The sequence below is a fragment of the Paenibacillus lupini genome (assembly GCF_011761355.1).
GTDB lineage: Bacteria > Bacillota > Bacilli > Paenibacillales > Paenibacillaceae > Pristimantibacillus > Pristimantibacillus lupini.
On sequence record NZ_JAASRW010000003.1, the window covers coordinates 267,360 to 287,153 of the forward strand.

Consider the following 19,794-nt stretch of genomic DNA (forward strand, 5'->3'; position numbering starts at 1 on the left):
CGTGCATGGATGTAAAAGCAGGAATAAACAAAAAGCTACCCCACGTTTAGGGCAGCTCTAAAGATTTAATAAAGTTTAGAAACATTTTCAGCCTGTGGTCCACGATTGCCTTGGGCTACATTGAACTGGACGCGTTGACCTTCATCCAACGACTTGTAACCATCACCCTCAATCGCGCTGAAATGAACGAATACATCGTTTCCGTCTTCAATCTCGATAAAACCGAAGCCTTTTTCAGCATTAAACCATTTAACTGTACCTGTTTGCATAGGATTCCTCCAAAAATTAAATTATTAAACACAATCATATCAATGGCCACTAATTAAGATTAGCGGTTATTAGGCATATTCAGAATTCGTACTTGATGTCCGCTAATGTATTGATTAATATAAGAGTACCATGTCCGCTAATGTAAGTCAATATTTGGAGGTCTCACTAATGAGTGGAACGACCGGGATTTCTAAACAGGGGGAGCAGACGATTCACGACTTCATTCACGCTCTCACTACCAACGAAGATTTGAATCCCAAAACGCTAAAGGAATACGCAAGCGATCTGAAACACTTCATCGGTTGGTTTGAGACATCCGGCGACCAAGAGGATGAAGTGATATTTCGAATTGAAGAAGTCACTACTCCAACACTAACAAGATACCGGGAAGCCACTCAAAAGGTAATGGAATTGAAACCGGCGACCATTAACCGGCGGCTAATAACCCTGAAACGTTTTTTCGAATGGGCCTTGTTGGAATCAAAGATTCGCCGCGACCCTGCGAAGCCGGTCAAATTGCTTCCGGAAGAAAAGGTAAGTCCCAGGCAGATGACAGACAAAGAAGAAGCTGCATTGATCGCTGCGGCAGAGCACGGCGGTTCCATTCGGGATCAGACGATTATTATCGTGATGCTTCACACGGGCTTACGAACAATGGAAGTATGCGATCTGGCTCTCGAAGATATTCAACTCGGTAAACAAGACGGTCAGTTAACGGTTCGATCTGGAAAACGGAATAAACAGCGGGAAGTACCTTTGAACGCTACCTGCAGAGCTGCTTTAGAAAAATATCTCACAGTCCTTCCTTCGGATAGTCCTTATCTGTTTCCATCGGAGAAAACTGGCGATCGATTAACCGAACGAGCTTTACGCCATGCGATTCAAAAATACATGAAATCGGCGCAGCTCGAAGGTTTGAGCGCTCACGATCTACGGCACCGGTTCGGTTACGTGATGGCAGCAAACACCCCGTTGCACCGCCTGGCGCAAATTATGGGACACGATAGACTGGACACAACGATGAATTACGCAAAGACGACTCGTTCGGATCTGCAATCGGAAGTAGAAAAAACAGCTTTGCAATAAGGGGATGAGAACGATGTACGCGAGATAGGTAAACCCTGTATAATTGACAGTCTTGTGCATCCTGTATATGATAATGGTTATCAATTAGTTAAAAGGGAGTACTAAATGCTTAAGAAGTTTTTTGCTTATTATAGGCCTTATCGCAAGTTATTCTTACTCGATTTCTGCTGTGCGGTTATTCTTGCTGTATTGGAATTATGCTTCCCGCTGGCTGTCAGCCATGTTATTGATACACTTCTTCCGGAAGGGAACCTGAAGTATATCATTGGCGCATGTGCGATTCTGCTTGCAGTCTACGTGCTGAATACGTTCTTGTCCTTTGTTGTCACCTATTGGGGGCATATGCTTGGGATCAATATTGAGACGGATATGCGTAAGAAGCTGTTCGATCATGTGCAGAAGCTGAGCTTCCGTTTCTTCGATAATACGAAGACTGGCCATCTGATCTCCCGTATGACGAACGACTTGTTCGAGATCGGGGAAGTAGCCCATCATGGTCCCGAGGATATGTTTATTGCGGTGATGACACTGGTTGGTGCGTTTGGCATTATGGCGTTTATTAATTTGCCACTGACGATTATGACCTTCATTGTTGTGCCGATCATTATTTTGCTCGTTCTCTATTTCAATGGAAAAATGACTAAAGCTGCTGATCGCCTCTTCGGCGATATGGCGGACTTTAATGCCCGCGTTGAAGATACCGTTGGTGGTATCCGCGTTGTGCAGGCGTTCTCGAACGAGAAGCATGAGAGCAAGCTGTTCGAAGGGAATAACAGCCGATTCCGTATGGCGAAGCTGATCTCGTACAAAATCATCGGGTTTAACTCGTCCATTACGTACATGCTGATGAGACTCGTGACGCTGTTCGTGCTGCTGGCTGGTACTTGGTATGTTATTGAAGGCGATCTGCTGTATGGCGAATTCGTAGCCTTCGTCCTGATGACGAACATCTTCTTTAAGCCAATTGAGAAGATTAATGCCGTTATCGAAAGCTATCCGCGTGGTATCGCAGGCTTCCGCCGTTATGTGGAGCTGCTTGAGACCGAGCCGGATGTAGCAGATTCACCTAATGCGAAGGAAGTTGATCGTCTGCATGGTGATATTGAGTACCGTAATGTGTCGTTTGGCTATGAAGGCGAAGCGAAGGTGCTCGATAATATTAGCCTGTCGATTAAAGCAGGGGAGACGGTTGCTTTCGTAGGACCATCCGGTGCGGGTAAAACAACACTCTGCAGCCTGCTTCCTCGCTTCTATGAAATTAGCGGAGGCAGCATCTCCGTTGATGGCAATGATCTTCGTGATCTGAAGCTGGAATCGCTTCGTAAGCAGATCGGTATTGTTCAGCAGGATGTGTTCCTGTTCGCTGGTACCATCCGAGACAATATCTCGTACGGTAAGCTTGGCGCTTCCGAAGCCGACATTATGCAGGCAGCACGCCGTGCTAGATTAGAAGAGTTCATTGCTTCCCAGCCTGACGGTCTGGATACGGTTGTTGGAGAGCGGGGAGTTAAGCTGTCCGGCGGTCAAAAACAGCGTATGGCGATTGCCCGGATGTTCCTGAAGAACCCGCCAATCCTGATCCTTGATGAAGCAACTTCGGCGCTTGATACCGAGACGGAGCAAGCGATTCAGCAGTCACTCGCTGAGCTGTCCGTTGGCCGGACAACACTAGTTATCGCGCATCGTCTTGCTACGATTAAGAATGCCGACCGCATCGTGGTGGTGACCGAGAACGGTATATCCGAGCAAGGCCTCCATGAAGAGCTTGTGGCAACAGGTGGTATTTACAGCCGTCTGCACCAAGCGCAGTTTGGTAAGATTTAATGGCATAAAGGTAATCCCCCGTGAATCATTCATGGGGGATTTTTTGTTGCAAATGAAAGAATGAATAACACTGGTTTCCACCTGTGCGCCTTTTTGTGCAGTCCATGTTGAACATTTCTGTTTGGGCAAATTGTGATATAGTGTGGTTGTTCAAAATATATCACGAGCAGGTGGAAATGATGGATGAGAGAGATGGTTCATACATAAAGCGGTTCTTCGGCTGGGATACGCTGCGTGGTCAGCTTTACTGGACACTGCTGGTCAGCTCCGTTATCCCGCTGGTCCTAGTTGGTATTCTGACGGTGTATTCGATTTACAATATTTTAACTAACAAAATCGAAAAGGGCATCGAGCAAAATTTACAGCGGGTAAGCGGTTCTTTGGAGGAGACGTTACAAAACCTCTATGATGTGTCTCAGCAAATGTCTTACCAGGGCTTTGTGGGTCAGGATGTGGAAGCGCTGCAAGCGAGTGAGGACAATTATGAGAAGTCACAGCTGGTAGCGGCTATTCAAAGTGATATGGGTATTCTTAATGCATCGAATCCAACGATAGGATTAGTTTTTTATTATGATACGATCACTGGAGAAATCCAATATAACAATTATATAACCCGAGATTTGCACCCCGATTTCGACCGATTGCCGAAACTCTCCGTCAAATCCGACCATGTCTTCAATGGCCCGCACTTAACTCTTTATAAATATAATGACATTTCTGTATTCTCCATTGTGCGAAGCGTAGGCGGCATCACAGATCCCAATAACCCTCTGATCGTGTATGCGGAAACGAATGTGAAGGTCATTCAAAATATACTGAACAAAGAGCAATACGGGATGAATGTATCTCATTTGCTTATGAATAATGACGGCACCATTCTCTATAGCGACAAACCTGAGCTGACTCCGATCGGCAGCACTTATGATGCAAAACCGATGGAGCGATACTATTTTCACGAGGTGACGGGCAGTCAAGGGTGGAGACTTGGTGTGTTTGTTGAGAAGGGCGAATACCAGAAGGAGATTCGTGATTGGTTCGTCAAATATGCCTACATCGTTGTGCTGGGGCTGCTGATCAGCATCTGGGCTGCCTTTCGGACATGGAAGGTCGTTATCGCACCGCTGCACCGCATCCGCAAGGGTATATCTGCCGTCATCAGTCAGGAACCCAATGACAATTTTCAAATGACGGGATTACGGGAGTTTGATTTTCTCATTCAAAACTTTAGTGATATGCAATTTAAGATTCAGAGATTGATTAAAGAAGTGGCGAAGGAAGCGAGTGAGAAGCAGGAAATTGAGATGGAGAAGCTGATGGCTCAGATCAACCCGCATTTCTTGTACAACACCCTTAATACAGCCCAATGGCTTGCACGACTGAAGGGTCAGCATGAGATCGACCGGTTTCTGTCGCTATTCACCAAGGTGTTGAAATACAATTTGGCGAAAGACGGCACCATCGTTTCGCTGAAGGATGAGATAGACTCCTTGAACGATTATGTTGAGCTGCAAAAAATTAGATACGACTTCGAGTTTGATGTACGATACTTCATCCCAGAGCCGTTTCTGGAGACGCCGCTACCGCGCTTTATTTTACAGCCGATCGTGGAAAATGCCTTATATCACGGAATGATGGACGAGAAGGGGATCATCGAGGTCACTGCACAGGAGCAGGGAGGAATGCTGGTTCTAATGGTTAAGGATAACGGGAACGGAATCAGTCCGGAGAAAATCAAGGAGCTTCTGGAGTCGGATACGCGGAAAAATAACCTTTCGGGTCTGGGAATCGGCCTTAATTATGTCGTGCGGACATTGAGTAACTTTACGGGTGGTGCCAGCGATTTGAAAATAAACAGCCAAATAGGCGAAGGTACGACTGTATCTATTCACATGCCAATGCATAAGGAGGCGACGGAGCAATGAAGGTCATTATAGTAGACGATGAGAAGCTGGTCAGGCGTGGATTGATCTCAATTATGCCATGGGCAAAATATCATATGGAGGTCGTCGGCGAAGCGGGGAACGGAAGAAAAGCGTTAGAACTGCTCGAGACGCTCGAGGTTGATCTTGTTTTTACGGATTTAATGATGCCGGAGATGTCAGGCTTTGAGCTGATCGAGGAAATCAATGAAAAATACCCGGCCAAATCGGTAGTTGTGTTATCCTGCCACGAGGAATTTTCGTTCGCGCAGAAGGCCATTAGGCTCGGAGCTATTGATTATATCGTCAAAAACGATCTGGAAACCGACGTGATGGATGATGTGCTGGAACGCATTGCACACAGCTATGAGGATAAGGTGAAAATACGAATCTCGCATGAGGCGAAGGTATTCGACCGGGTTATGGTTGTTCTTGAACTTAAAGACGAAGAGAAAGCAGGCCAATTGGTCCAAAAGCTTTCTGCAAGCCATGTTATTCACTATTTAGAGAGACGTTGCTGGTTTCTCTCGCTGGACGGTCTTGGAGAATTAGAGGAACAATCATTGATTAACGATATTAAACAGGCCAACTGCCTTCCGGTGCTGGTGCACGGCTTAGGCCATGTATCGTTAAGTGTTACGGTGGACAAGCTGCATGGCTATCTGGCTACAGGCTTATTATATGATTATACGAAAATGCTGAACTTTTGGGAGTGGAAGGCGGACGAAGAGAAAGAATCTCTGAACCCGGAGAAGGCTCAGCTTAGTTCTCGATGGAACAGTCCGGAATGGATCTATAGTAATGAGGCATACGAGAATTTGCTACAGGATACTGCAGCGATGAGATTGCCGATGAGTGAGCTGAAGAGCTTGCTGTTCCCGGCTTTTCTTGAGAATGGCCGCTGGCTGCTCATGCTTGAATGGTCGATGCAGCTAATCTTTCGTTTGGAGCCGCTTCGCATGTGGGAGGAATGGAGGGCAGTGCTTGAGGAGGAGAGAGATAAGCTCCGCAGCATGGTATGCAAGACCAAATATAGCGACGATATCCTGCGGGTTATTTATAAAGCGATTCGTTACATGCATGAACAGGAAGAGATGGATTTCAGTCAAAGTGAGATCGCGGGCATTGCCAATATGAGCCGGACGTATTTCAGCCAATGCTTCAAGAATGTAACAGGGAAGTCATTTAATGATTACGTCACTGACATTCGGATGTCCAAAGCGAAGAAGTTGCTTGTGCACACGAATACACCTATCTATCAAATTGCTCAGCACGTCGGCTTCAAGGATGAGAAATATTTCAGTAAGCTGTTTTTACAGGAAATTGGAGTACTGCCCTCAGACTTCCGGAAGCAATGGGAGAAGTAATGAAGTGCTCGGGGTAAGAAGTTTGTTAGCCAGAACGTAGACTAATGTTGTTAGCGGCAAATATCCCTGATGAGAGCGGATACAAAATCACACCTAGTTGTGAACTTCGGTCCGACCCTTACATCCGCAAAACAGGCTTATACTGGGGATGTAACAATAAACGATATGCAGGGGGAAAGCAGAAATGAAAAAGACATTAAGCATATTAATCGTTTGTGCACTGATGGTGCTGACTGCATGCTCAGGCAATAACGGTAATGCAAATAACAGTAGCAATAACACAGGCGGGAATAATTCTGCTGGAGGGACAACTGAACCTGCTGATCCTTACGCGCCAATGTCAGAGACAGTAACGATCAGCATCGGCAAGGAAGCAGCGGTTGATCCGAAGCTGCCAAGCGGTTCGACGATTGAAGATAATGAGCTCACCCGCTATTTCGCAGACAAGCTGAACGTGAAGTATACGAATGAATGGGAGGCAACGGGTGACTCCTACATGCAGAAGGTTGGACTAACGCTGTCGACCGGCGATATTCCGGATGTCATGGTTGTAGACAAGCAGCAGCTTGTTCAATTGGTAAATGCAGACCTGATTGAGGATCTGACCTCTACTTACGAGAACTTCGTATCGCCGGCGCTCAAAGCGGCTTATGATTCCACGGATGGCTACAGTCTTGCATCTTCAACATTTGATGGCAAGCTTATGGCCTTCCCTAACGTCAGCCCCGGTGCAGATGCGCAAAACATGCTGTGGATTCGTCAAGACTGGCTGGACGAACTTCAGCTGGAAGCTCCGCAAACGATGGATGACATCATTAACGTAACGAAAACCTTTATGGATAAAAAAGGGTCCGTTGGTCTCTTGGGAAATCAAGTGATCGTTAACATCGGTACAAGCGTATTTGGCTTCGATTCCATCTTCAGCGCTTATAACGCATACCCACAGCTATGGACCGAGGATGCAAGCGGCAATGCCGTTTATGGCTCGATTCAGCCTGAGGTGAAGGATGCTTTGGCCAAAATCAGAGGTTGGGTGCAAGAAGGTGTAATTGACAAGGAATTCGCCGTGAAGAAAAACGAGCAGGTCAATGAGCTTGTCGTCAGTGGCAAAGCAGGTATTTTCTTCGGACCATGGTGGCTGCCGTTTGGCATGTTGGCCGATTCCGTTGCACAGGATTCCAAAGCGGAATGGGTATCGTACCTGTCGCCGCTCAGTCAAGAGGGGAAAATGAATACGCATATGGCCTCTCCGACAACAAGATATCTGGTCGTGAAGAAAGGCTTCAAGCATCCAGAGGCGGTATTGAAAACGTTAAACATGCAATTTGATGCCGATCAGCTGCAAGGCGAAGGTATCGTAGAGAAGGATGGCTACAACTGGATGAACATGCCGTTCTCCTTGCTTCTAAGCAACTATGACGATAAAGAGAAGAAGGCAAAGCTCGTTCAAGACGTTATCGACGGTAAAGCTAATGCAGATACCCTGCAAGGCGAGGCGAAGCAAATTTATAATTCTTACTTGAAGGATAAAGAAAATCCGAAAAAAGATTTAGCTGCTTGGTCGCAAAGACATGCGTTCCTGACAGGCGCTCTTCCTCTGATTCAAGACGATAAAATCAATCGCAAGGTTGGCATCTATTACGATCAGACCGATACGATGCGCACCAAATGGGCGAACCTTCGCAAGCTGGAGGATGAAACCTTCCTCAAGATCATTATGGGCAATGAGCCGGTGGAATCATTTGATTCGTTCGTAGACAAATGGAAGTCGCAAGGCGGCGATCAAATTACGAAAGAAATCGCTGAAGCAGCGAAGTAATAAATGCAGGGCATCGGAGCCTAAGCGAAAGCCAGGCAGACTTGCTTAGGTTCCGGTGAAATTAGAGTTGCTTAAGGATGGAGTGGGAGCTTTGCGAGATTCCAAAAATTCGTTACATTATCATCTGATGCTGGCGCCGGGCATGATCCTCCTTATTATTTTCGGAATAGTTCCGCTATTTGGAATGGCGATTGCATTTCAAGACTTTATTCCCGTCAAAGGAATATTCGGCTCCAAATGGATTGGCTTGGAAAATTTTAAGTACATGTTTGAGCTTGATGACAGCAAAACCATTTTCTTCAACACCATCTTTATTTCTGTAATGAAAATGCTCATGAACGTACTCATTCCGGTGTTCACCGCTTTGCTGCTTCATGAAATCGTCTTTAGCCGACTGAAAAGATGGATGCAGACCATTATTTATTTGCCGCATTTTCTCTCGTGGGTTATTCTGGCTGGTATTTTGACCGATATGCTTTCGCAGAACGGCATTGTCAATCAAGTGGTAACCGCCATTACGGGCGAACCGATCTTTTTCATGGGAAGCAATAAATGGTTTCCGGTAGTTGTAGTATTGAGTGATGTATGGAAAGAATTTGGCTTTAACACGATCATTTTCATAGCGGCTTTAACGGCGATTAACCCGTCGCTCTATGAAGCAGCCTCCATTGACGGGGCTGGACGGATCCGCAAAATCTGGAGCGTCACGCTTCCGGGGATTTTGCCGACGATCATTCTCGTGTCCACGCTTAACATCGGTAACATTCTTAACGCGGGCTTTGATCAGATCTATAACCTATACAATCCCTTGGTCTATGAGTCGGGAGACATTATCGACACCTATGTATACCGCATCGGACTCGTCCAATATCAATATGGTTTAGCTACTGCGGTTGGAGCGCTGAAGTCGGTTGTCGGATTCATTCTTATATTTGTCTCCTACAAGTTGGCCTCCAGGTTTGCGGGTTATCGCATTTTCTAAGCATGGCAGCACCGAGAGAACGCATTATTGTAATTAGAAGGGAAGTGTCCCATGCCGCTCACAGGTAAACGCGGAATCAGGACTACTGATATTATTTTGACGCTCGTTATGTTGCTCATTACACTGCTTTGCTTGCTGCCGTTGATTAATGTTGTATCATTGTCTTTCAGCGGCAAGTCTGCGGCAGCATCCGGCGCAGTTACCTTGTTTCCTGTTGATTTCACCTTTTATTCCTATGAATATATGTTTAAGGACAGCCGGTTCTTTGATGCCTTCGGCGTATCGGTTAAGCGGGTGCTGCTTGGCGGGGCAATCAATTTCGTATTAACGATTATGATGGCTTACCCTCTTGCGAGGGAACGGCAAGAGTTCCGGGGAAGAGATATCTATATGTGGGTCATCGTATTCACGATGATGTTCACGGGCGGGTTAATACCATGGTATATGGTTGTGAAGAGCCTTCATCTGACGGATACGATCTGGGCGCTTGTGCTCCCGACGGCCGTTCCCATCTTTAATGTGATATTGCTGATGAACTTCTTCCGAGGCTTGCCGAAGGAAATTAATGAGTCGGCCAAAATGGACGGTGCGGGTCCATGGCGCACGCTCATTACGATCGCCGTTCCTCTTGCAATGCCGGCTATCGCAACAGTCACTTTATTTAGTATCGTGAGTCACTGGAACGCGTTTTTTGACGGGTTGATTCTAATGAACAAGCAGCATAATATTCCATTGCAAACGTATATCCAGCAACTGGTGGTTGCTCCATCGATTACGTCTTCCACGAGACCGGAGGATTTGATCAACTTCTCCCAGCGGACATTTAACGCAGCCAAAATCGTCGTAACGATGCTGCCGATCCTGATCATCTATCCATTCCTGCAACGTTATTTCGTTCACGGCATTACTCTTGGCTCCGTAAAGGAATAAGCATTCACAAAAAGGAGATGCAGCATGCAAATCAACAATCCGATATTGCCGGGCTTCTGGGCAGATCCCTTTATCCTGCGCGATGGCGACGACTATTATTTATACCCGACTAAGGACAGTGCCGGCTGGATGTATGAGAAGTTTCATGTGTTCCATAGCAAGGATCTCGTTAACTGGGACGGGCCTTATCTGGCGCTTGACCTAAACGATGTCAGCTGGGCTGACAAGCAGGCATGGGCTCCCGGCATCGCCAAATATAAGGGGAAATATTATATGTATTTCTCTGCGGAGGCGCAGATTGGCGTTGCCGTTGCGGACTCTCCTCTTGGACCGTTCAAGGATATGCTGGACCGTCCGCTTATTACCCGTAATCAATATGACTGCCAATCGATTGATGCGGACTTATTCGTCGATGACGATGGACAGCCCTATCTGCTGTGGGGGCAAGGGAAGTGCTGGATTGTTCCGATGGAGGACGATATGACGACGTTCAAATCTGAACCGGTGCAATTGTCCGTGCAGATCCATAACGCCAAAGGCAGCGATGCCATTGCGGGCGACATTGCGGTATATAATGAAGGACCGCATATGCAAAAGCGTGATGGCCGTTATTGGCTCACATGGAGCAATTATGATACGCGTGATCCAAGATACCAGATTGCTTATGCATTCAGCGATCATATTCTGGGTCCTTACGAGGTGCATGAGAATAACCGGATGACGCTTGAATCAGTCAACGCGGTAGGTACAGGACATGCTTCACTTACAGAATATGAGAACGAATGGTACCTGATCTATCATCGGCTCGCGGAGCCGGAAACCAGCGTGCTTCGTGAAACCTGCATCGGATTAGTACGCTTCAAGGACGGTCAGCCTTACGTAGACGTGAATCAATAATAACGTATTTCAATATCGATCATAGATCAGGGGCTGTTCCAAATTGGAACAGCCCCTGATCTTTATGCAGGCGGCTTGGGAGAAAGAGGGCGTTTGTCCATCGGTCATTCATTGACGGAAAGGGTATTGCATAGTACATTTGACTCAATATGTCGAGAAATGTAATAGAGAGGAGAGGACTGTATTGTCAGCAACAACAATGGTGAAAGAACTGTCTCCGCTTGTAGCGGCACTAGATTTGAAACCTCATGTGGAGGGCGGCTGGTACAAGGAGATTTGGAAAGCGAATTTTGAAATTCCACAGGCTGTGCTGGGTGAACCGTATTCCGGTCCACGTTTTGCGGCATCTTCGATTTATTTCCTGCTTCATCCGGGAGAAGCCTCGAATTGGCATACGGTTTATTCCGATGAGCTGTGGCTGTGGCATTCGGGCAGCCCGCTGCTTCTGACTCTAGGCGGCACGGAAGATGAGCCAGAGACACGCAAAGAAATTATTGTTGGTGGAGATGTGGCGAATGGTCAGCATCCGCAGGCTCTTGTTCCAGCGACAGAATGGCAAAAAGCTCGCCCGCTTGGCGATGAGCCAGTTCTTGTATCGTGCATCGTAGCACCGGGCTTCCATTACGATGACTTCAAATTGATTGAACGTAAATTTTAATGCTGCAGAAGGATAAACTGTGGACGAAAAATTTCGTTCTGCTGACATTCTCTAATCTATTCTTATTCCTAGCTATTGAGATGCTGCTGCCTACGCTTCCGCTCTTCGCAGATGAGCAAGGGGGAAGCGGGTCGCAGATCGGTCTGTTGCTTGGTGTGTTTACCTTCTCGGCCGTCGTATCGAGGCTCCTGATAGGGATCGGACTTAGACGGTTTGGTAAGCGGAAAATGCTTCTGATCGGCGTCGTCATCTGCCTTCTCGGCATGGCCGGCTATTATGCGGCAGCATCGCTGTCTGCCTTGATGGCGCTTCGCGTTGTGCATGGTTTTGGCTTTGGTATTGCAACGGCCTTGTACGGCACGTTAGTATCCGACGCGATTCCAGCAACACGCCGGGGCGAAGGGATGGGCTACTTTGCAATGGGCAATGCCGTCTCCTTCTCGGTTGGACCAATGATGGGGTTATGGCTCCTGGAGCAATATGATTATCTCGGCTTATTCGGAGCCGGAGTAATCTTCTTGTTCATTACCTTGGTCCTCACGCTGCTCGTTCGGCAGCCTCGCACTCATGTGGGAGTGGCAGCTGTTTCTGAAGCAGCTGCTGGGTTAGAGCAGAAGGCTTCTCCACTGTCGGAGGTGCTGGAAGTTAAGGCACTTGTGCCGTCTATTCTAGGGTCGCTTGTTGGCTTTGCATTCGGCGGAATGCTTAGCTTCGTGACTCTGTTTAGTAAGGATATCGGTATTGAACATACCGGTTACTTCTTCCTTGTGGTTGCGATCAGCGAAGTGCTGATCCGGTTCGTGAGTGGTCCATTATTCGACCGTAAGGGTCCGTTCTGGGTATTGTTCCCCACGGCTGTATTATGTATGATCGCCAGTGTCCTGTTGTACTTCACTGACTCGATGGGGATGCTGCTCTTATCCGGCGTGTTCTATGGCGCAGGCTTTGGCGCCTTGTTCCCGGCACTTCAGGCTTGGGTCATTAACCTAGTGAAGCCGGAGCGCCGCGGTGTGGCAACGGCCACGTATTATAATTTCTTCGACATCGGAATCGGGCTGGGCTCGATTCTGCTCGGAGTAGTCGTTACGATGACGAGCTATACAACGATGTTCCTGCTGTCAGGCATCTTGTACGTGGTGTTTTTGGTCGTATACTTCGCTTACTTGCGCAGGAGCGCAAAAGCGGAGGGATAAGGGGAGACGGTGCATGCGGGCACCGTCTTTTTGTTATCTAGGCGCCATCGAGCGGCATCACCTAGGCGCTGCGTTGGATTGCATCCAACGTAATAGTGAGCTGGACGTTCACATGCTCGCCTATGTTGGATTTCGTACAGTAGAATGAGCTCCCACTGCCCAGTAACCATGATTTAGGTCTGATTCTGTTGGATGAAATCCAACATAGGATCGTTGTAGTAACTCAAAGGCAGATTACATTGGATGAAATCCAACCTGCGAGCGTGAGGAGGCTTGAGGAGCAAGGTGGGTTGGAGCAATCTACTGGAGGAAATCCAACCTGCAGAGCGATGGTGTGCAAGTATAGGCGCAAGGAGCCAGCAGCGAACTAGTATACTGGTGAAATCCACCTGCAAAGCGGGGGACACCGAGTGGGAGCGGGGATAGGCTGACCCCTCGAGCGGACAATACAAAAGGGCTGTTCCCACGTGGGAACAGCCCTTTTGTTACGCTGCGGGCAGCTTGATTTTTTGCCCTGGATAAATGAGGTTCGCGTTCTTGATATGGTTCAGGTCGCGAAGCTTCTGCCAGGTTGTGTTGTACTTCTTGGCGATTGCCCATAAGGTGTCGCCACTCTTCACGACATAAACAGTAGGCTTAGCCGGTTCAGGTTTTACTGGAGGCTTAGGCTCCGGTTTTGGTTCTGGCTTTGGTTCTGGTTTTGGCTCTGGCTTTGGTTCCGGTTGTACCACAACAGGAGTTGCTTCTGCTGTAATACGGCCTTCAACCTTCGGATTAGCAGTGCCCAGCTTGGCGATATAGTTGATGAGTGCTTCATCCAGCGAGCCGTACATGCCGGCTTGCGGGTATTTGCTGAACATCGTGTATTCGTCGCCACCTGCAGCCATGAAGTCGTTTGTCGCGAGCAAATAGTCTGCCTTCTCGTTGAGTGGTTTGCCGCCAACGGTAACGGAATGCACGCGTTCGCCTTTTGGCTTAGCTACATCAATCTTGAACGTGATGCCGGATACTTGAGGGAAGCCGCCTTTCGAATTTGGATAATCCGAAACGCCATTCTCGAGTGCAGCTTTAATGTCGGCACCTTTTACTTTGAGCGTGATGATCTGGTTGCCAAATGGCAGCACCGTAATGATCTCGCCCTTCGTAATTGTTCCTTCATCAATGGAGGCACGAATGCCGCCGCCGTTCGTGATGGCTACATCAGCACCAGAAGCGTCGCGGAAGGCATCGGCAACGAGATTGCCGAGGTTCGTCTCGCTGGTACGCACCTGATCGCGTTCGCCATCAAGCTTCACGCTGACGTTACCTACTTCTTGAGCGAGGAGCACTTCCTGGCTTTTCTGGATTGATGCGACGAAGTCTGCGATTTCAGCGTTTGGCGCGATAGCCGCTGCCGTGTCTTTATTTTCGAGCTTCGCTTCCTTCTTGATGACCTTGCCGCCATCCACCCACAGATCAACAACGCCGAGGTACTTCGTGTACTCACCGGCACTTGCAATTAAGGTGTTATGGTCGGCGGTCAGACCATGCTCGAGCACCGTGTGGCTGTGACCGTCGATGAAGACATCAATGCCATCAACGGCTTTGACGATCTTCAGGCTCGTATCCACACTCGAAGCATCCTGGCCGATATGGCCGAGAGCGACGATAACATCTGTCTTGTCTTCGAGCTCATCAACAATAGCTTGGGCTTCTTTTGTTGGATCGGCAAAGGTCAGTCCTTCTACATTTTTCGGATGCGTCTTATAGGCAGTCTCCGGAGTCGTCAGGCCAAAAATCCCGACCTTCACGCCATCAACTTCTTTAATGATATAAGGCTTGAATAAGTCCGATCCGTCCTTGGTGACCTTCACGTTAGCGCTGATGACTGGGAATTTCATCTGAGATTCCAGTTCCAGCAGCCGTTCATATCCGTAGTTGAAATCATGATTGCCTGGAGCCATTACATCGTAACCCATTTTGTTCATCACCTGAACAACGCTGTCTCCGTTCACCAGCGTGGCGAAGGTGGTGCCATGTACAGCATCCCCGGCATCAAGAAGCAGTGTGTTTGGATTAGCAGTACGGTAGCTGTCGATAATGCCCGCAAGCTTGGCATAGCCCATTTCTCCTGAAGTTCCCTCCACGGCGCGAGCGTGCGTGTCGTTCGTATGCAGAAGCGTGATGTGCTTGGCGGAAGCGGGCAAAGCCGGCTCTTCTGCAGCGGCCGCACTAACGGAAGCGCTAAGAAGAGAGGCAGCAAGCAGGGCTGCTGTCGCCCACTTCGTTTTTCTAAGCTTGGTAAGCATCGAATCCCTCCACAATATATTTTTCGTTTTTCGAGTGTAGGTATTCGGTGCTTTGCCATAGATCTCCTTTCAATTTTGTGTAAATTATCTGAAAATTTAGCAAATTAGTCCTGAAGTCCTTTTTGATCGTCTTAATCCCCGACTTTTCGACATCGAATTTTTGTGCTTGTGCACAATCGTTATCGGGTCTTGTTGAACAGATGTCCAAACTTGGCGCTATATCTCATGTCATGTTGCCCTTGGTTAGCGCAAACACGTATAATAATCCTGAAATATTGTCACATTAACATGAACATATTCTCATACTAAACAACAGCGCGACTCTGGAGAGGGGAATACGGATGGAGGAGCTCAGCGATAAGCGGTTAAAAATGATTGAAGCAGCCCGTATGTATTACGAGCTCGATTATAATCAACAGGAAATTGCGAAGAAATTGGGCGTTTCGCGTCCAACGGTATCGCGATTCTTGCAGCAAGCGAAGGAAGACGGCATCGTGCAAATTCGCATTATGGACCCGTCCTCCGATAACCAGGAACGAGCTCGATTATTGAAGGAGCGGTTTGGCCTGAAGGAAGCGATTATTGCTTCTGTTCCGAAGTATGAGGACGCGATGGTCAAAAAGGTCATTGGTGAAGCCGCGGCTAACTTCCTGCACGAAACCGTACAAGATGGCGATACGATCGCGGTCACTTGGGGAACAACCCTGTATGAAGTGGCCATTCGTCTGCCTAACAAGCACGCGAAGAAGATTAAGGTTGTACAGCTGAACGGCGGCGTGAGTCATTCTGAGACGAATACGTATGCGTATGAGTTGCGCAGCTATTCGCGAAGGCTTACCAGACGTCACCGTATTTGATTCCATTGCCAGCTATCGTTGACCATGCGGTTGTGAAGCATGCGATCGAAGCGGACAGGCATATTCGCAAAATCCTCGATATGGGCAAAAAGGCTAATATCGCGGTTGTTACGGTAGGAGCGCCGACGGAAGATTCGGTTCTGATCCGGGCGAATTATTTTTCTGACGAGGATTTGGGCATTATTTTATCACGGGGTGTTGGTGATATTTGTTCCCGAATTATCGATATTAATGGACAATTATGCAGCGAGGAGCTGGATCTCCGGACAATTGGCATAGACTTGAACGAGCTGAAAAAGAAAGAATGGTCCGTTCTTGTAGCCGGAGGCCCAAGCAAGGTCGAAGCGATATATGGCGCATTAAGTGGTCAGTATACGAATACGCTAATTACCGACCAGATTACGGCGCAGCATTTGCTTGATTTTAAAGCAGAGCAAAGTAGATAAATATTTACGTGATTTATTTAGGAGGACTGGATTGGATATGAGTAATCATAAAAATTTGTCGGCGGGCGAGATTGCTGCTTACATTGACCATACTGTATTAAAGGCGGAAGCCACTAGAGAAGAGATTATCAAACTGTGTGAGGAAGCAAAGCAGTACCATTTTGCAACGGTATGTGTGAACCCGGGCTATGTCGCTCTTGCGGCGAAGGAGCTTGCAGGCTCTGGCGTTGGAATTACGACGGTAGCAGGCTTCCCGCTTGGCGCAACGACAACATTCACGAAAGCAGCGGAAGCGAAGGACGCGATTGCGAACGGAGCGACTGAAGTAGATATGGTCATCAACGTTGGCCTGATCAAGTCGGGTGACTTTGAAGCCGTAAAGCGTGATGTTGAAGGCGTAGTTGAGGCGTGCAAAGGGAAAGCAGTTATGAAGGTTATCCTGGAGACAGGCCTGCTGACGGATGAAGAGAAAGTTCGCGCTTGTGAGATTTGTAAAGAAGCAGGAGCAGACTTCGTGAAGACTTCGACGGGCTTTGGTAAAGGCGGCGCAACAGCAGAAGATATCGCTTTGATGCGTCGTACGGTTGGTCCCGACATGGGTGTAAAAGCTTCCGGCGGCGTTCGTGATCTGGAAACAGCGCTCAAAATGATCGAAGCAGGCGCGACTCGTATTGGTGCGAGCTCAAGTGTTGCGATTGTAACTGGCGGGACTGGCGAAGGGTACTAATAAGTTAGATCTAGGAGGGGCAGCCGATTGCGGCTGTCCCTTCATTTGGGATTGACCCTTTGCGGAGAGGCAGGGTACACTTAAGAAAGTTAGTTGAACGGCCGGCTCGGTGAAGCTGGTTTTTTTATTGCAATGATTTAGGGTGAAGATGAGGTGCCGGATCGGGAGAGCCTGATCGGACGTTATCATAGATTATTTGAGGTGAAACATGAGCATTAAAACTTCTTGGCGGGAGCAGTGGACGAGTAACGTAAGTGTGAACGTACTGGCTGGTATTACAGCAACGCTGGCCCTTGTACCGGACTCGCTTGCATTCTCGTTTATGGCTGGAGTTCCGCCGGTCGTAGGCATTTATGCTTCGATTTGTATTCTGTTAGTTATTACGTTCTTAGGCGGCAGACCGGGGATGATCTCGGCAGCAGCGGGTTCGATGGCTGTACTGATGCTGACGCTGGTGAAGGAGCACGGGATCGAGTACTTATTCGCAGCAACAGTGCTGACGGGTGTGATCCAATATTTCATGGGCGTCTTCAAGCTTGGTAAGCTGATGCGATTTGTACCCTCTGGTGTACTGACCGGCTTCATTAATGCGCTCGCGATTATGATTTTCTTATCGCAGCTTCGTTATTTCAAAGGCGAGTCTTGGGTGATGTACGCGCTTGTAGCCGTCACTCTTGGTATCATCTATCTGGTACCGCGGTTCTTCAAGGCCATTCCATCACCGCTTATTGCAGTAGTTGTCCTGACGCTGGCGGTTTGGGCATTTGGTATGGGGGATGTGACACGGATCGGCGATATTGCCGAGATTGATGCATCGCTGCCATCCTTTTTGCTGCCGGATATCCCGTTTAGCTGGGATACACTCTGGATTATTCTCCCTTACTCCTTGTCGCTTGCTGTTGTTGGTTATACCGAGACGATGCTGACACATAACCTGCTCGATGAGATGACTGGAGAGAGGACGGATAAGAACCGCGAGATGAGAGGGCAGGGGATCGCCAATATCGTAGCTGGATTTTTCGGCGGAATGGCGGGTTGTGCGCTTGTTGCGGAATCGGTTCTTAATGTGAAAATGGGCGGGAAAAATCGTTTGTCCACCCTTGTTGCTGCACTATTCCTACTGCTGCTCGTTGTGCTGCTTGGCGATTTGCTGTCGCTGGTGCCGATGGCTGCGCTGGTTGGGATCATGCTAATGGTATGTATCGCAATCTTCGATTGGAACTCCGTATTCCGCATGAACCGTTTGCCGATGGGCGAGACGGGAGTGATGGTCGTGACGGTTGGTGCCGTACTGTTGACGCATGACCTCGCGATTGGTGTACTGGCAGGTGTACTTGTGAGCATTATCTGGTTCGCGGTCAAAGCCTCCAAAGTGCATGTACACAGCGAGTGGGAAGGCTCAACGAGAACGTACCGTGTTCAAGGGCAGCTGTTCTTCGCATCCGCCTCCGAGCTGGAGGAGAGAATCGAGCATGACTGCGACGCCGAACAGGTCCACATCGACCTGACGGGCACGAAAGTATGGGATCATACCGCCAACCTCGCTGTCCGCAAGACAGTCGAACGTTTGCAAAAGAACGGTAAACAAGTTACCGTTGCTGGCGTGTAATAAGGTTAGTGAAGAAAGCTGAAAGGCTGCCCCTTGGGGCAGCCTTTTTTGTATGGGCAGGGGTAGATCAATCTTCCAGAAGGTTATCCAGCGGTTTGTAATGCTTCAGCCATTCCGAAGGTACGTCATCCGAATTCTTCACATATACCGACTTCAACAGCCGCGTAATGGAGCGTGCTTGTTCTTCAATGAGGATCTCCTTGATCTCAGAAGGCTTAACGGGTACAGCATGATCGGTTCTGCGGCCAAACTCAGCAAGAGAAACAAACATGCTAGGGCTTTTCTTATAGGTGCAGTTTTTCGGGAAGCGGGGAGAGCTGCCGGAATCATACTTGGAGAAGCGGACGGCCTTTTCATGCACCCGGAGCAGCTCGCTCGCATCCAGCTCTAGTACGGCAAATCGCTCGGAAGGCTCTCGCTTCATGTAGGTGGTCAGCATCTTGAGACATTCCCGCCTTGTTGGCCAGAAGAAGACATGTCGGTCAATAAAGGCTCTGAACTCTTCAACGGTACAATTCGCCTCCATCATAGACGCAGGAATGCGAAGATGCGAATTGACCGTAATGGATGCTCCTTCATGCCTTACTTCTTCAGCGGAAGTTCGGCGTTCGCCCATCGAATCCGGCAGCAAATGCTGGCTGGACCATAAAGAGTCAAAGTGAGCGATCGCCTGCAAGTTGCTCGCCCGCGTAAAGTGAAAGGCCAACTTTCGGCCTGCGGATTTCGTGATTAAGGCTATATTGGAATCAATAGTCGTCAAGGGAATCACCTTCGGAATCTGCCTCCTTCGCTTCAGGATGATCTAGACAATATTTTATAAGTGTACTAATCATACCTCTTGATAGGAGCGGATTTCGCCTGAAATACAGGGAAGGTTATCCAATTTGGCTTAATTATCGATAAATTAGACTAGACAATCCCC

The 19,794-nt window shown here is 48.2% G+C and carries 15 protein-coding genes and 1 pseudogene; 13 read left to right on the top strand and 3 right to left on the bottom strand.

Annotated elements, in window-relative coordinates:
- Positions 1-65: 65 nt before the first annotated feature.
- Positions 66-269: a cold-shock protein gene (locus tag FHS17_RS10810; RefSeq protein WP_091188431.1), complete on the bottom strand. Its 204-nt coding sequence runs from the start codon at positions 267-269 to the stop codon at positions 66-68.
- A 169-nt stretch (positions 270-438) separates the two neighbouring features.
- Here FHS17_RS10810 and FHS17_RS10815 point away from each other — a divergent pair, with 169 nt between their 5' ends.
- The 10 genes from FHS17_RS10815 to FHS17_RS10860 all read left to right on the top strand — a co-directional run bounded on the left by FHS17_RS10815 (position 439) and on the right by FHS17_RS10860 (position 12,945).
- Positions 439-1,356 carry a tyrosine-type recombinase/integrase gene (locus tag FHS17_RS10815; RefSeq protein WP_167278421.1) on the top strand — a complete coding sequence of 306 codons (918 nt, stop codon included), beginning with the start codon at positions 439-441 and terminating at the stop codon, positions 1,354-1,356.
- 105 nt (positions 1,357-1,461) lie between these two features.
- Positions 1,462-3,180, top strand: coding sequence for an ABC transporter ATP-binding protein (locus tag FHS17_RS10820; protein ID WP_167278422.1), 1,719 nt, complete (start codon positions 1,462-1,464; stop codon positions 3,178-3,180).
- Positions 3,181-3,356: 176 nt separating this feature from the next.
- Positions 3,357-5,102 carry a cache domain-containing sensor histidine kinase gene (locus FHS17_RS10825; RefSeq protein ID WP_167278423.1) on the top strand — a complete coding sequence of 582 codons (1,746 nt, stop codon included), beginning with the start codon at positions 3,357-3,359 and terminating at the stop codon, positions 5,100-5,102.
- Positions 5,099-6,466 carry a response regulator gene (locus FHS17_RS10830; protein ID WP_167278424.1) on the top strand — a complete coding sequence of 456 codons (1,368 nt, stop codon included), beginning with the start codon at positions 5,099-5,101 and terminating at the stop codon, positions 6,464-6,466. Before FHS17_RS10825 ends, FHS17_RS10830 begins: the two co-directional genes overlap by 4 nt.
- A 184-nt stretch (positions 6,467-6,650) precedes the next feature.
- The gene (locus FHS17_RS10835) at positions 6,651-8,285 is read left to right on the top strand and encodes an extracellular solute-binding protein (RefSeq protein WP_167278425.1); all 1,635 of its coding nucleotides are present in this window, start codon (positions 6,651-6,653) and stop codon (positions 8,283-8,285) included.
- Between the two features lie 91 nt (positions 8,286-8,376).
- Positions 8,377-9,267: an ABC transporter permease gene (locus FHS17_RS10840; RefSeq protein WP_243865297.1), complete on the top strand. Its 891-nt coding sequence runs from the start codon at positions 8,377-8,379 to the stop codon at positions 9,265-9,267.
- Between the two features lie 51 nt (positions 9,268-9,318).
- The gene (locus tag FHS17_RS10845) at positions 9,319-10,197 is read left to right on the top strand and encodes a carbohydrate ABC transporter permease (RefSeq protein WP_091188424.1); all 879 of its coding nucleotides are present in this window, start codon (positions 9,319-9,321) and stop codon (positions 10,195-10,197) included.
- 24 nt (positions 10,198-10,221) lie between these two features.
- On the top strand, positions 10,222-11,094 hold the full coding sequence (locus tag FHS17_RS10850) for a family 43 glycosylhydrolase (RefSeq protein WP_167278426.1): 873 nt from the start codon (positions 10,222-10,224) through the stop codon (positions 11,092-11,094).
- Positions 11,095-11,293: 199 nt separating this feature from the next.
- Positions 11,294-11,752: a cupin domain-containing protein gene (locus tag FHS17_RS10855; RefSeq protein WP_167278909.1), complete on the top strand. Its 459-nt coding sequence runs from the start codon at positions 11,294-11,296 to the stop codon at positions 11,750-11,752.
- A complete protein-coding gene (locus FHS17_RS10860) occupies positions 11,752-12,945 on the top strand; it encodes an MFS transporter (RefSeq protein ID WP_167278427.1) in 1,194 nt (397 codons plus the stop codon). The genes FHS17_RS10855 and FHS17_RS10860 overlap by 1 nt, the downstream gene beginning before the upstream one ends.
- Before the next feature lie 485 nt (positions 12,946-13,430).
- On the opposite strand, the gene FHS17_RS10865 is transcribed toward FHS17_RS10860, so the two are convergent.
- Complete coding sequence (locus tag FHS17_RS10865) at positions 13,431-15,233, bottom strand: 5'-nucleotidase C-terminal domain-containing protein (RefSeq protein ID WP_167278428.1); 1,803 nt, start codon at positions 15,231-15,233, stop codon at positions 13,431-13,433.
- Positions 15,234-15,574: 341 nt separating this feature from the next.
- Here FHS17_RS10865 and FHS17_RS10870 point away from each other — a divergent pair.
- The 3 genes and pseudogenes from FHS17_RS10870 to FHS17_RS10880 all read left to right on the top strand — a co-directional run bounded on the left by FHS17_RS10870 (position 15,575) and on the right by FHS17_RS10880 (position 18,872).
- A pseudogene (locus FHS17_RS10870) lies at positions 15,575-16,536 on the top strand (sugar-binding transcriptional regulator).
- A gap of 37 nt (positions 16,537-16,573) precedes the next feature.
- A complete protein-coding gene (gene deoC / locus FHS17_RS10875) occupies positions 16,574-17,263 on the top strand; it encodes a deoxyribose-phosphate aldolase (RefSeq protein ID WP_167278429.1) in 690 nt (229 codons plus the stop codon).
- Positions 17,264-17,471: 208 nt separating this feature from the next.
- Entirely contained in the window at positions 17,472-18,872 is a 1,401-nt protein-coding gene (locus FHS17_RS10880; protein ID WP_167278430.1) for a SulP family inorganic anion transporter, read from the top strand.
- Positions 18,873-18,939: 67 nt separating this feature from the next.
- On the opposite strand, the gene FHS17_RS10885 is transcribed toward FHS17_RS10880, so the two are convergent.
- Positions 18,940-19,641, bottom strand: coding sequence for a DUF7002 family protein (locus FHS17_RS10885; protein WP_167278431.1), 702 nt, complete (start codon positions 19,639-19,641; stop codon positions 18,940-18,942).
- Positions 19,642-19,794 lie beyond the last annotated feature (153 nt).

What these genes read in the sequence shown, in the direction of transcription:
- FHS17_RS10820 (WP_167278422.1), top strand. Translation starts at nt 1,462, where the DNA reads ATGCTTAAGAAGTTTTTTGCTTATTATAGGCCTTATCGCAAGTTATTC.
- FHS17_RS10810 (WP_091188431.1), bottom strand. Translation starts at nt 269, where the DNA reads ATGCAAACAGGTACAGTTAAATGGTTTAATGCTGAAAAAGGCTTCGGT.
- FHS17_RS10855 (WP_167278909.1), top strand. Translation starts at nt 11,294, where the DNA reads ATGGTGAAAGAACTGTCTCCGCTTGTAGCGGCACTAGATTTGAAACCT.
- FHS17_RS10850 (WP_167278426.1), top strand. Translation starts at nt 10,222, where the DNA reads ATGCAAATCAACAATCCGATATTGCCGGGCTTCTGGGCAGATCCCTTT.
- FHS17_RS10860 (WP_167278427.1), top strand. Translation starts at nt 11,752, where the DNA reads ATGCTGCAGAAGGATAAACTGTGGACGAAAAATTTCGTTCTGCTGACA.
- FHS17_RS10830 (WP_167278424.1), top strand. Translation starts at nt 5,099, where the DNA reads ATGAAGGTCATTATAGTAGACGATGAGAAGCTGGTCAGGCGTGGATTG.
- FHS17_RS10825 (WP_167278423.1), top strand. Translation starts at nt 3,357, where the DNA reads ATGATGGATGAGAGAGATGGTTCATACATAAAGCGGTTCTTCGGCTGG.
- deoC (WP_167278429.1), top strand. Translation starts at nt 16,574, where the DNA reads ATGAGTAATCATAAAAATTTGTCGGCGGGCGAGATTGCTGCTTACATT.
- FHS17_RS10865 (WP_167278428.1), bottom strand. Translation starts at nt 15,233, where the DNA reads ATGCTTACCAAGCTTAGAAAAACGAAGTGGGCGACAGCAGCCCTGCTT.
- FHS17_RS10880 (WP_167278430.1), top strand. Translation starts at nt 17,472, where the DNA reads ATGAGCATTAAAACTTCTTGGCGGGAGCAGTGGACGAGTAACGTAAGT.
- FHS17_RS10845 (WP_091188424.1), top strand. Translation starts at nt 9,319, where the DNA reads ATGCCGCTCACAGGTAAACGCGGAATCAGGACTACTGATATTATTTTG.
- FHS17_RS10835 (WP_167278425.1), top strand. Translation starts at nt 6,651, where the DNA reads ATGAAAAAGACATTAAGCATATTAATCGTTTGTGCACTGATGGTGCTG.
- FHS17_RS10815 (WP_167278421.1), top strand. Translation starts at nt 439, where the DNA reads ATGAGTGGAACGACCGGGATTTCTAAACAGGGGGAGCAGACGATTCAC.